We start from the raw sequence: 12,974 nt of genomic DNA on the forward strand, positions 1-12,974 counted from the left end.
AGGGCTGCCGTAATCTACCGCCCGCCGGCACCCGATGTCATACGCGTGTCATGTCCGAGACTTCGTGATTCTGGCGGTTGGCCGCCCAAGAGGGGCGCAGGTGATGCAGCTGATGCACGCGACGCCGCGTGCCGGGTCTCCACCCACGACACGGCTCAAGACGGGCATGGACGGATTATTCCCCATGATATCGGCAGTGTCGAGCGTCGGCACGACGCGCCCGGACGTCGGCGAAGTCCCCCGCTCACGCGCCACCCGACCCAATCGGCCGAGCGCTGTCGGAAACATTCCTACGTGCCCCTCAACTATCGGCCGTCCTTGCCGATAACCAGTTAAGCAGGACTTTTCGGTCGGTTCTCATATGTCCAGTTCGTACAGTGGTTGGCTCGTCGCACTATCGCTCGCGGTTGCCGTGCTTGCGTCGTACACCGCACTCGACCTTTCGGGTCGCATCTATCTCCTGACGCACCGCGGCATGCGTCACGCGTGGCTCGCCGTGGGCGCGGCCGCGATGGGCATCGGTATCTGGTCGATGCATTTCATCGGCATGCTCGCGCTGTCGCTCGCGCCGTTCGGGGCGCCGCTGGGTTCGCACGCCAACCTCGCGCTAGGATACGACCCCGTCATTACCGCGGCCTCGCTCGGCATTGCCGTCGTTATCTCGTGGGCGGCGCTCTGGCTGGTCGCCCGCGAGCGCTTCACCAAGCGCCGGCTGGTCACCGCAGGTGTCACGCTCGGCCTCGGGATCGCGGCCATGCACTACACCGGCATGGCGGCCATGAAGATGTATCCGAGCATCGAGTACGATCCAGCACGCTTTGCCGCCTCGATCCTGATCGCGATGGCGGCGGCCACGGCGGCACTGTGGATTGCGCGCACGCTGCGCGACGGCAGTCTGCGTTACGTTATGGCCAAACGCATCGGCGCCGCTGGGGTCATGGGACTGGCGATCACCGCCATGCACTACACCGGCATGTCGGCGGCCAACTTTATGCCGGGCGCCATCTGTGGCGCGGCGGGCGGGGTTAGCTCCCCGTGGCTGGTCACGACCGTCAGCCTGTTCACCTTCCTGATGCTCGTCACCACCCTGCTCGTCTCGCGCCTGGACGCCCGCACGAGTTTCCTGGCGAACTCCGTTCTGCAGCTGAACTCGCAGATCGCGAGAATGGCGACCTACGATGCGCTGACCGATCTGCCCAATCGTCGCGCCCTGCATGACTCCGCTGCGCGCATGCTCGTGAACTCGCGTCGCGACGAGCGCCGTTTCGCGGTGCTGTTCATGGATCTGGACGGCTTCAAGACCATCAACGACTCGCTTGGCCACAACGTGGGCGACGACGTATTGCGCGCGTTCGCCAAACGGCTTCGCAAAAACGTCAATGGCGACGATGTGGTCGCCCGACTCGGCGGCGACGAGTTCGTGGTGCTGCTGGGCTCCCTGTCGTCACCTGCGGTCGCGGGGCGCGTGGCGCAACGCCTGCTCGACGATATGCGCGACGGACTTCGCGTGGGCAATCAATCGCTGCACGTCATGCCCAGCATCGGCATCGCCGTGTTTCCGGACGATGGCGATACCATCGACATGCTGCTCAAGCACGCCGACACGGCCATGTACGAAGCCAAGCGCGCCGGACGCGGCATCTTCCGCTACTTCGAGCCGCGCATGAATGCCGCCGCTCAACGCACGTGGGAGATCCAGCAGGCGCTGCACGACGCGGAACACGAGCAGTATTTTTCGCTTCACTTCCAGCCGAAGTACCGGGGCGACACCGAGGCGCTGGCGGGTGCCGAGGCATTGCTGCGGTTGTCGCATCCCACCTTCGGCGAACTGCAGCCGGCCGACTTCATCCCCGTCGCCGAGCGCACCGGACAGATCGTGCCGATCGGCTATTGGGTCGTGCGGGCCACCTGCCGACAGATCAAGGAATGGGACGCCGCGGGTCTGCCGCCCGTCAAGGTCGCGATCAACCTCTCGCCGCGCCAGATGGCCCAGTCGCAACTGGTGGAAAACATCGTGGAGATCGTTCGCGAGGCGGGCATCGCCGCCGACCGGCTCATGTTCGAAATCACCGAGACGGTGGCCATGTTCGACGCCCAGCACACGATCGACGTGATCCAAGCCTTCCACGAGCAGGGTTTTGAAGTGGCGATCGACGATTTCGGCACGGGCTATTCGAGTCTGGCGTACTTGCAGCGCTTCCGCGTCAAGCAATTGAAGATGGACCGCTTCTTCACGAGCGGGCTGGACACCTGCGGCCGCGAGGGCAGCGCCGTGGTCTCCGCCATCATTGCGCTGGCGCACTCGCTCGATATGGATGTGGTGGCCGAAGGCGTCGAGACGCCGTCGCAGCGCGAGGCGCTCAAGACCCTCGATTGCGACGAACTGCAAGGCTTCCTGCTCGGCAAACCCGTCACGGGCGACGCCTTCGCCCGGATCTTATCGGCACTGCCGGGCGCCTCCGGTGCGGCGGCGATGGCCTGAGAGCGGCCATCCGCGCTCGCCCGGTCGGGGGGCGCCGAAGAAGGGCGCCGCAGGGGTGGCGCCGGGGTTGCCGGCACCGGCTGGAACGACCGTGTTACTTCACCGGGGTCAGGATCGGCGCGCCCTGTTTCTTGATCAGGAACACGACAAACTTGGCCGGCCGCGTGGTACTCGCATTCCGCCCCACCGTATGAATGTCGTTGGGGCCTTCGTGGAACGTATCCCCCGCCTTCAGCGTCACCGTTTTGCCCCCCTTGACGCCCATGACAATGCTTCCCTCGAGCACATACACAAACGCTTGCGCGTCGTGACGGTGCACGGGGTCGACTGCGCCCGGCGGATACTCCACAACGATCATCTTGACTTCCTTGCCCGGGTACTCCGGCAACGGCGTCGAACGCAGCGGCACCACCTGCGCCTCGGGCGCGGCCGTGACCGGGCGCACCCCCATCAGGCACAGGCACATCAGCGTTGCGCCGAACAAAACCATTCGTTTCATGACTTCACTCCATCGGGGGGCCTTCGTCGGCCCGAAAAATCAGCCTTCGCGCGTTTGGGCGAGCCACTGGTCGAGACCGATACGGCCGATCGTCGCGTCGCCGAGCGGAACAAGCGACAGTTCCTCGACGATGCCGCCGTAGTACCGCGCGTTACGATCCGTCACGACCGGGCGCGCATCGCCCTTCGCGCTCAGATAGCGCGCAATGATCTGCGCCAGCGACGCGCGGTCCGGGCCGGCAATGTCCATCGTGGCGTTACGCGGCGCCGCGAGCGCCACCTGTGCGAGGATCTCGACGATGTCGTCCACAGCGATCGGCTGGAACAGCCCGTCGCCGACGCGCACACTGTCGCCATCCGTGCTGAAATCCGCGATGCCGCCGATGAACTCCATGAACTGCGTGGCGCGCACAATCGTGTATGGCACGCCAGCGGCTTCGATCGCAGCCTCCTGCGCGACCTTGGCCGTGAAATACGCGTTCTCCGGCATGCGGTCGGTACCGACGATCGACAACGCAACATGATGACGCACCCCCGCGGCCACCTCAGCCTTGCCGAGATTGCGAGCCGAGGTGCGGAAGAAGTCCAGCACGGCCTGAGGCTCCCAGGACGGTGCGTTCGTGACATCCACCACGACATCCGCGCCGACGAGCGCGGCATCCAGACCTTCGCCAGTCACGGAGTTGACGCCGGTACGCGGGGACGCGGCGAGCGCCTGATGGCCTGCCTGGCCGAGCCGGGTGACGAGACGTGAGCCGATCAGGCCCGAACCACCGATTACCACGATTTTCATGACAGATTCTCCAAGGGGTAACTGAACGCGCGAGACGCGTACTGAGCGTGGCATCGCGTGGAAGTGTCCTCGCCATGGCATTGCTTAAGGGCAGTATGTAACAATCATGTCGTAACAATAAGGGCCAAAAATCATCGATCCGACTAGTCCAAATCAACTTGGCCCGCCCTCATCCACGAGACACCCATGCCCGCACGAACGCCCTCCCTGGACATTCAGATAGATCGCCAGCGACCGCAGCCGATCTATCTGCAGATTTGCGAGCGTTTCAGGACGGCGATTGCCGCGGGGCATCTGCGTCCTGGAGATCGCGTGCCGGCACTTCGCAGCCTCTGCGCGCAGTTGAATACCGCCCGCGGCACCGTCGAACTGGCCTATACGATCCTTGTCGACGAGGGTTATCTGCAGATGCGCGGCGCGGCCGGCACGTTTGTTTCCCCGTCGCTGCCGCCGTCAATCGTGCATTCGACTTACGGAACAGGTCACCAAACACCGCAAGGTGTGCCGCACACGGAACGAACGAACGTGGAACGCGCCGACCCAGCGAAATCGTCAACCGCGTCACCGAGTCGACCGGCACCGCCCCACGTGTCCATCACTGTCGCAATGAGCGGCGAGCCACGACCGTTGCAGGCCGGGCAACCGGCGCTCGACGCGTTTCCCCGCAAGATATGGAGTCGACTGGTTTCGCTTCGTGTGCGCAGCGGCGATCGCGCGATGCTCTCGTGCCCGGATCCGATGGGCTACCGGCCGCTTCGAGAACGCATTGCCACCTATCTGGGTCTGTCTCGCGGTGTCACGTGTCTGCCCGAGCAAGTGTTCGTGACCGGCGGCTACCGCGCGACGCTTGAACTCGTGTTGCGCAGTCTCGCGAAACCGAACGATCGCGTGTGGTTCGAAGAGCCCGGCTATCTGCTCGCGCGCGATTTTCTGTCCGAGTCCGGCATGCAGTTCGTCCCCGTACCGGTCGACGATGAGGGGATCGATGTAGAGCGCGGCATACAACTGGACCCAGAAGCGCGCTTCGCCCTGGTCACGCCATCGCACCAGAGCCCGCTGGGTCATACGTTGTCGCTCGCAAGACGCCTGGCACTGCTGAATTGGGCCGAGAAAGCGTCTCGCTGGATCATCGAGGACGATTACGACAGTGAATTCCGATATTCGGGCAGGCCGTTGCCGGCGCTGAAGAGCCTCGATCGGCACGATCGCGTGATCTATTGCGGCACGCTCAGCAAGCTGATGTTCCCCGGCCTGCGGCTCGCTTACGCGGTGGTGCCGGAGCGTGCCGTGGAGCGCGTCGCGCGGGTGGCGTGCAGCATGAACACCGGCTCTCCAGCGCTATTGCAGGCGGCCGTGGCAGATTTCATGGCGCAAGGCCATTTTGCGCGACATGTGAAGCGAATGCGCACGTTGTACGGACAGCGGCGCGTCTGGATCACACAAGCGCTGACGCAAGCGTTCGGCGAGCGAATTCGTCTGGATTTGCCGCACGGTGGCATTCAGTTCGCGGTGCAATTCCCGGAAGGCCCGCACGGCCCAGTCGACGACGTTGCCGTTGCCGCCCGGGCCAGCGAGGCGGGACTTGCCGTGTTGCCCCTCTCGAGCTGGTATGCGAACGGGCATACACCGCACACGCCGCGCGGCCTCGTGCTTGGCTTCGCAAACGTCGCCGATGCCGGGGAAGCCACTCGTCTCGCGCAGACGTTGCGCGCATGCCTGGACGACTGACTTGCTGACCGACGGTTCGCCAATGCCGACAAATATCAGACACCCCGCGCTACCTGTCTCATGGCCGGCGCACGCGACGCAACACTGACGTTGTCGGCACGCCCGCATGGCTCACGCGACGCTTTTTTCCCGACAGGTTGCCGCGCCCGGACGATAACGTCATCGGCGCGGCCAGCATCGACTGATACGTTGCCGCCAATGCCTCCTGCGCGCTGACCTGCTCGCGCAGCCTCGCCACGACTGCATCCTGCAGTGCCTTCGCGGCCCGCATCGCGTGCTGTGCCTCGGTCATCGCCGCAAGCCCGGTTTCGGCATCCTGCAGTTGACGCTGCACCTGTTTGCGCTCCTGCTGCAGCGACTTGATCGACTCGCGTGCGGCGTCCAGTTCAAGCATCAAGCGGCGTTCATTGGCTTCGGCCCGCTCGCCAAGCCGGGTGCGCTCGACATCCCAATGGGACCGTTGCGCCGCGTGTTCCTCCTGAAGCGCATGCGTACGCTCACGCGCCACCGACAGTGCCTGCCGCGATGCCACCGCATCGGCTTGCGCCTCAATCAACAACGCCTCGGCGCGCCGCGCCTGCGCCTGTGCTTCCTCCCTCGCCTGGCGCGCATCCGCCGCCGTCATCTCGGCAGCGGCAATGCGCTCGTGGAGCACGGCCCGCGCCTGCTCCAGCGCCTCGCGATCCGCTGCCAGCTCGGCTTCGCGCGCGTCCAACACTGCGCGCCGCGCCGCTTCGTCTTCCGCCAGGGCAGCACGCCCCTCGTTCAACGCCAGCGCCCACAGATCGAGCGCGGCACGCGCCACCGATTCCGGCATCGTCACGCCATCCGGTAACCCGGGCGCGGCGGCCGTCGCGCCTTGCAAGCGCGCCCCCAGTCCGGCGAACCACGCATCCAGATAAGGGCTCACGGTATTGGGCGAGCCGCGCCCCAACTGCTGACGAATTCGCTCGATGGTCGGGCGCTGCCCCGCCATCAACAACGTATCGGCCGCCGTCCAGACGTCGTGCGCCGAAATACCTCGCCCGCCTTGCCGCGGCAACGGCGTGGACATGGCGGACGTCGGGGTTTGAGGCGTAGTCATCACGTAGCGCTCCTGAATATCGAGGGCATTGCCAAATAACCCACGATAATGGAAGATTATCGTTATCTATTTGCTGATTTGATTATATTTAGTACATATTACATATTAAATCATATGTCCGGTAAAAAAATAACACCCACGCGACCGTGGCCGGCCGAATCGGCGCCCAGCGCAGCAATGGGAGGCGCGTCGGCCCTCGGTCTGCCCCCACCGCGAAATCCGGCGACGCTCCATGACGACGCGCTCAATGCGGCACAATCGCTCGCCCGGGAAGGCGACTCGCAGAACACGCGTCAGAGCTATCAATCGGCCATGCGCTACTGGATGGGCTGGTATCGCCTGAGGTACGGGCAGGCGCTCGTCGCGCCGCTGCCGGTCGCCGTGATCGTGCAGTTCGTGGTCGATCATGCGCTGCATCAAGGCAAGCACGGTCTCAGAACCGAGATGCCAGACGCACTCGACGCCGCACTCGTCGCTCAAGGCCTCAAGGCCCGTGTGGGGCCACCGGCGCTCGCCACACTGCTCCACCGGTTGAGCGTCATCGCCAAGCTGCACACGTCGCACCACCTGCCGAACCCGTGCGCGGAACCGGCGGTGCGCGAACTGCTGGCAAAGACGCGTCGCGCCTATGCAAAACGGGGCGTTCGCACGGCAAAAAAAGAGGCACTGACGCGCGAGCCTTTGCGTGCGCTATTGGCAACCTGCGACGACACCCTGCGAGGCAAACGCGATCGCGCGCTATTGCTGTTCGCATGGGCGAGCGGCGGCCGCAGGCGCTCGGAAGTCGTACGGGCGACATGCGAGAACGTGCGGCGCAGCGGACCCGACCATTACGTCTACACGCTCGCTTGGTCGAAGACGAATCAGCAGGGCGCAGACCTGCCCGAGAACGAAAAACCGGTCACGGGTGCGGCGGCCGTGGCGCTCACGGATTGGCTGACGGCGGCGGACATCACGGAAGGGGCGATCTTTCGGCGCGTTCGACGCGGCGGTCACGTGGGCGAACCGCTCTCCGAGGCCGCCGTGCGCGACATCGTGCGCGAGCGATGCGCACTCGCCGGTCTCGAGGGCGACTTCTCCGCCCACTCGCTGCGCGCCGGCTTCGTCACCGAGGCCGCGCTTCAGCAGGTGCCACTGGCCGAAACCATGTCGATGACGGGACATACGAGCGTGGCGACCGTCATCGGCTACTTCAGGCGGGCCGATATGCAGCGCTCGCGCGCCGCCGATCTGATGGGCGCCGAAGATACGGGCGGAACCCACGAAGGCCCCGGCGAACGTGCGGGCCCCAAAGCGTGACCCCGATATCGCGAGCCAATGCCCCCGCCGATGCTGCGGGTGGTCGACATAAAGATACATTTTAGTGATATCTTTTGTCGCCCCGTGTGTATGCCATAGTGAATCTACTCCCTGCTGCGACGGGTCCGGTTTCCCCCTACCGAACACTCAAAGGTGCAGATCGTCATGTCAAGCTCCACCGTCTCGCAATCCCGCCACCGCGCACTCATAGAACGACTCGGCCTGTCGACGCCGATCGTTCAGGCCCCGATGGCCGGCACGTCCACCCCCGCCCTCGCGGCGGCCGTCTCCAACGCGGGCGGGCTCGGCTCAATCGGTGTCGCCGCGATGAATGCCGACGCCGCTCGCAAGGCCATTCACGATACGCGCACCCTGACGCGCAAGCCGTTCAACGTCAACGTGTTCTGCCATGCGCCCGCCACGCTCGACGCGTCGCGCGACGCCGCCTGGTTGGCGTATCTCGCCCCGGAGTTCGCGCGTTTCGACGCCGCGCCGCCGACCACGCTCGGCGAGATCTACAAGACCTTTGCGGCCGACGACGCCATGTTTGCCATGCTTCTGGAAGAACGCCCGGCCGTGGTCAGCTTCCATTTCGGACTGCCGTCGCAGGAGAGAATCGATGCACTGCACGCCGCGGGCATCGTGCTGTTCGCCTCGGCGACGAACCTGGCGGAAGCCAAGACGATCGAGGCTGCGGGGGTCGACGCTATCGTTGCGCAAGGGTATGAGGCAGGCGGTCATCGTGGCCGCTTTGAAGATCTCGGCGACCGTGTGCCGACCGATGACGAGCAACTGGGCACGCTGGCGCTGGTGCGGCTGATCGTCACACACACGTCGGTGCCGGTGATTGCCGCCGGCGGCATCATGGACGGCGCGGGCATCGCTGCGGCCCTCGCGCTGGGTGCGCAGGCCGCTCAACTCGGGACTGCCTTTGTCCCATGCCCCGAATCGTCGGCCGATGCGGCCTACCGCGAACGGCTGACCGGCGGCGCTGCGCCGCGAACCGCCTTGATTCGTGCGATCTCCGGGCGTCCGGCCCGCGGCTTCGTGAACCGCCTCTATGCGCTGGAGCAAGCAGCCGACCGCCCCGACCTGCCCGCCTATCCGGTGACGTATGACGCAGGCAAGGCGATCAACGCCGCCGCCAAGGCCAAGGGCAACAGCGATTACGCGGCCCAGTGGGCCGGTCAGGCGGCACCGCTGGCTCGCGCCATGCCCGCCGCCGACCTCGTGGCCACGCTACGGACCGAACTGCGCGAGACGTTCAACACGCTACGCGAGCTTTCCGCCACCTACTGAGCGAGGTACGCCGGCAAAGGTCAGTGACTGCCGCCGAGATAAGCGGCGCGCACCTTGTCGTCGTTGCGCAGGTTTTCCGCCGGGCCGTGCACGGAAATCTGGCCGTTCTCCAGCACGTAGCCATAGTCGGCCACGGCCAGCGCGGCCGCGGCGAACTGCTCCACGAGCAGCATCGTCACGCCCTCCGACTTCAGGTTGCTGATAATGCGGAAGACCTCGTCGACCAGGATCGGCGCCAGCCCCATCGACGGCTCGTCGAGCAGTACGATATCGGGGCGCAGCATCACCGCGCGGGCCATGGCGAGCATTTGCTGCTCGCCGCCCGACAGCGTGCCGGATAACTGATTACGCCGCTCTTTCAGACGCGGGAACAGGTCCATCGCGCGCTCCAGATCGGCCGCCACATCGCCGCGTGGGCGGCTACCGGTCAGACGCGGAAAGGCACCCAGGCGCAGGTTGTCCATCACCGACATGGTCGAGAACACGCGTCGGCCTTCGGGGGAGTGCGCCAGGCCAAGCTTGGCGATGCGATGCGAGTCGAGTCCGTCGATACGCTTGTCACCCAGCGTGATCTCGCCTGCCGTCGGCTTGATCATGCCGGACACGGCACGCATGGTCGTCGTCTTGCCCGCGCCGTTCGATCCGATGAGTGTGACGACCTGGCCGCTCGGCACATTGATGTCGATGCCGTGCAGCACCTGCACCTTGCCGTAGCCGGCTTGCAGATTACGAATGGAAAGCATAGTGGTTCCGTTTGTCCGTCGTGGCTGCGGCGCAGGGCATCGTCCCCGCCGTGCGCCGCATGCGCGAATGTCGTCAGTGCGCCGTCGATGCGCCGCCCAGATACGCTTCGATCACCTTCGGATCGGCCTGGATCTGCGCCGGCAGGCCCTCGGCGATCTTCTGTCCGAAGTCGAGCACGGAGACCGTCTGGCACGTGCTCATCACCACGTCCATGTGGTGCTCGATCAGGATGACCGTAATACCGTGGTCGCGAATCTTGCGGATGATCGTGAGCAATTCACGAATGTCGGGGGCCGTCAGACCGGCGGCCGGCTCGTCAAGCAACAGCAGACGCGGATCGAGTGCCAGTGCGCGCGCGATTTCGAGCAGACGCTGCTTCCCATACGGCAGGTTGCGCGCCTCCTCGTCGGCGAGCGACGCCAGCCCCACGAAGTCGAGCAGTCGCATCGCCCGCGCCCGTGCCGCCCCTTCCTCGCGCTTGTAACGCGGCAGACGCAGCGATACATCGATCAGCGTCGCGCCGAACGTGTGATGCAAGCCGACGAGCACGTTTTCCAGCGCCGTCATTTCGCCGAACAACTGCACGTTCTGGAACGTACGGGCCACGCCCGAGAGCGCAATATCCGACGACGAGCGCCCCGCAAGCGACTGACCCGCGAACTCGATGCTGCCCGCCGTCGGCACGTAAATGCCCGTGAGCACGTTCATCATCGTGCTCTTGCCCGAGCCGTTCGGGCCGATCAACCCGTGAATGGTGCCGCGCTTCACACTCAGATCCACTTGATTGAGCGCTTTCAGGCCGTCGAACTGCATGAGCAACTGGCGCACGTTGAGCAGTTCGTCGGGACCGCCCGCCGCCGCTGTCAGGACCGGGTCGCGCTCGCCGTCGACCGACTCGTCGATTTGCGTGGCCGAGACGGTCAACGTGCGACGGCGATGCAGAATGCGCGAGCGCACGAAGCCGATGATGCCGTCCGGCAGGTAGTACACGACAAATAGAATCATCAGCCCGAAGATCGTCAGGCGCCAGTCGGTGATGCTGTCGCGCCACCAGGTTACGCCGGCCAGGGCCGCCGTCCCCACGATCGGCACCGCCGCCTTGGCGAGCGAGGTGCGCCCGCGGGCGATGGCGGTCACCGCCACGACGGCGGTCACCGCGGCGATGGCTGTCGCGACGATTCGGAAGGTGCCGATGTCGTCGAGCAATTGCGGCAACAAGACGACGATCGCCGCGCCTAACAACGCGCCGCTGCGCGTCTTGCGCCCGCCCATGATGACGGCGAGCAGGAACAGGATCGTCAGCTCGAAGTTATACGTGTTCGGCGAGATGTACTGCTCCGAGTAGGCGTACAGACTGCCCGCCAGGCCGGCGAATCCGGCGCTGATCACGAACGCATACACCTTGTAGCGATACACCGACACGCCCATGCAGTCCGACGCCACCGGTGAATCCCGCAACGCCTCGAAGGCCCGCCCGAGATGCGACTTGAGAATCCGGTGCGCCACGAGCATGCTCGCCAGCAGCAACGCGGCCACCAGCCAGTAGTACTCGGTCTCATTGATCGGATGCCCCCCGACGAGTGGCTTCGTGAGCGTGATGCCCATGGGCCCGTCGGTCAGGAAATCCATCTCGTTGATGAGAATCTGGATGATGGTGCCGAACGCGAGCGTCACCATCGCCAGATACGGGCCGATGACCCGTAGCGCGGGCAAAGCGAGCACGGCGCCGAACGCGGCCGTAATCAGGATCGAGGCCGGAAGCGCGAGCCAGAGCGTGAGTCCGAGCTTGGTGAAGAACACCCCCGCCACGTAGGCGCCGATGCCGAACAGGCCCGCATGGCCCAGCGACACCTGCCCGGTGTAACCCACGACGATATCCAGCCCGAACAGCAGGATCGCGTAGATCATGATCGTCTCGATCATGTGGATGTAATAAGGATTGCCGATGGCCATCGGAAAACCGAACAGCGCAACGATGCCCACGATGGCAGCCAGCGTCGTGGTCACGCGCAGGCCGCCGAGATCGCGGGCCCCGCGTGCGGTGGAGGTCTGAGCGGTCATGGTTACACCTTCTTGATGGCGGTCTTGCCGAACAGGCCCGCCGGCTTCACGGCCAGCACGAGCAGCAGCAGTACGAGACCCGGCACGTCTTTGTAGCCGGTCGAAATGTAGAACGCGGTCGTCGTCTCGGCGATGCCGAGAATCACGCCACCCACGAGCATGCCCATCCCGCTCGACAGTCCGCCGATAATCGCCACGGCGAACGCCTTGAGCCCGAGCACCGCGCCCATCGTGGCGCCGGTGAGCGTGAGCGGGGCGACGAGCACGCCCGCAAACGCGGCCGCCATGGACGACAGCGCATACGAGAACGTGATGACCAGACTGGTGTTGATGCCCATGAGACCGGCGGCGTCGCGGTCGTTGGACGTGGCCACCACCGCCTTGCCATAAATCGAGCGCCGGTTGAAGAACTCGACGGCGGCCATCATGAGCAGCGCGCCGACCACGACGAGCAGCTCCATCGGCAACACGTTTGCGCCGAACAGGTGGATGGGCGACTCGGGCAGCGGCGAAGGAAACTTGAGATCGTCGCGTCCCCAAACGTTTTCCGCGACGTTACGAAAGATGATGCCCAACGCGATCGTCGACATGATCCAGCCGAACTCCGACTTGATCCGCAAGGCAGGCTTCACGCCGACGCGCTCGACCAGCGCCCCTTGCACGAGACCGAACAGGCAGACGATGGGGATCATCAGCCAGTAATTCAGACCCAGGGTATCGACCAGTGTCAGGCCGACCAGTGCGCCGAGCATCAGCGATTCGCCCTGGCCGAAGTTCAGCGTGCCGGACGTCGCGAACGTCAGTTGGTAACCGAAGGCGATCACGGCGTAGATCATCCCCAGCGCGATACCGCTGTAGATGAGTTGAATCAGGATGGTCATGCGGTCCTCTCTCGCGAGTGCGAGCCTACGAGCGATGCACGGGAGGTATTCGAGACGTGTGCCGCGCGCCGGTCCCGAGTGCCGGTGCATGGCCCGGTTGAGCAG

At 65.0% G+C, this 12,974-nt stretch carries 10 protein-coding genes; 4 read left to right on the top strand and 6 right to left on the bottom strand.

The genetic code is table 11. The annotated features are described in order from the left end of the window. Positions 1–361 precede the first annotated feature (361 nt). The gene (locus PanNE5_RS19265; protein ID WP_261938651.1) at positions 362–2,482 is read left to right on the top strand and encodes a putative bifunctional diguanylate cyclase/phosphodiesterase; all 2,121 of its coding nucleotides are present in this window, start codon (positions 362–364) and stop codon (positions 2,480–2,482) included. Positions 2,483–2,576: 94 nt separating this feature from the next. Here PanNE5_RS19265 and PanNE5_RS19270 read toward each other — a convergent pair whose 3' ends face one another. Together PanNE5_RS19270 and PanNE5_RS19275 are read right to left on the bottom strand one after the other, a co-directional pair. Then, a complete protein-coding gene (locus PanNE5_RS19270) occupies positions 2,577–2,981 on the bottom strand; it encodes a cupin domain-containing protein (protein WP_017234344.1) in 405 nt (134 codons plus the stop codon). A gap of 39 nt (positions 2,982–3,020) precedes the next feature. After that, positions 3,021–3,773 carry an SDR family oxidoreductase gene (locus PanNE5_RS19275; protein ID WP_017234343.1) on the bottom strand — a complete coding sequence of 251 codons (753 nt, stop codon included), beginning with the start codon at positions 3,771–3,773 and terminating at the stop codon, positions 3,021–3,023. Between the two features lie 186 nt (positions 3,774–3,959). On the opposite strand from PanNE5_RS19275, the gene PanNE5_RS19280 reads away from it, so the two are divergent. Beyond that, positions 3,960–5,501 (top strand): PLP-dependent aminotransferase family protein, encoded by a 1,542-nt coding sequence (locus PanNE5_RS19280; protein ID WP_261938652.1) that lies wholly within the window; start codon positions 3,960–3,962, stop codon positions 5,499–5,501. A gap of 58 nt (positions 5,502–5,559) precedes the next feature. On the opposite strand, the gene PanNE5_RS19285 is transcribed toward PanNE5_RS19280, so the two are convergent. Continuing rightward, complete coding sequence (locus PanNE5_RS19285; protein ID WP_261938653.1) at positions 5,560–6,585, bottom strand: DNA-binding protein; 1,026 nt, start codon at positions 6,583–6,585, stop codon at positions 5,560–5,562. A 177-nt stretch (positions 6,586–6,762) separates the two neighbouring features. Between PanNE5_RS19285 and PanNE5_RS19290 the strand changes: the two genes are divergently transcribed. Both PanNE5_RS19290 and PanNE5_RS19295 read left to right on the top strand, forming a co-directional pair. Further along, entirely contained in the window at positions 6,763–7,884 is a 1,122-nt protein-coding gene (locus PanNE5_RS19290) for a site-specific integrase (protein WP_017234340.1), read from the top strand. Between the two features lie 165 nt (positions 7,885–8,049). Then, positions 8,050–9,183 carry an NAD(P)H-dependent flavin oxidoreductase gene (locus tag PanNE5_RS19295; protein WP_261938654.1) on the top strand — a complete coding sequence of 378 codons (1,134 nt, stop codon included), beginning with the start codon at positions 8,050–8,052 and terminating at the stop codon, positions 9,181–9,183. 20 nt (positions 9,184–9,203) lie between these two features. Here the strand turns inward: PanNE5_RS19295 and PanNE5_RS19300 are convergent, their stop codons facing one another. The 3 genes from PanNE5_RS19300 to PanNE5_RS19310 form a co-directional block, all read right to left on the bottom strand. After that, positions 9,204–9,926: an ABC transporter ATP-binding protein gene (locus PanNE5_RS19300; RefSeq protein WP_017234338.1), complete on the bottom strand. Its 723-nt coding sequence runs from the start codon at positions 9,924–9,926 to the stop codon at positions 9,204–9,206. A 73-nt stretch (positions 9,927–9,999) separates the two neighbouring features. Further along, the gene (locus PanNE5_RS19305) at positions 10,000–11,880 is read right to left on the bottom strand and encodes an ABC transporter permease subunit (RefSeq protein WP_051060217.1); all 1,881 of its coding nucleotides are present in this window, start codon (positions 11,878–11,880) and stop codon (positions 10,000–10,002) included. A 110-nt stretch (positions 11,881–11,990) separates the two neighbouring features. Next, complete coding sequence (locus PanNE5_RS19310) at positions 11,991–12,869, bottom strand: branched-chain amino acid ABC transporter permease (protein WP_261938655.1); 879 nt, start codon at positions 12,867–12,869, stop codon at positions 11,991–11,993. Positions 12,870–12,974 lie beyond the last annotated feature (105 nt).

This window comes from Pandoraea sp. NE5 (genome assembly GCF_024363545.1).
In the GTDB taxonomy this organism is placed as follows: Bacteria; Pseudomonadota; Gammaproteobacteria; order Burkholderiales; family Burkholderiaceae; genus Pandoraea; species Pandoraea cepalis.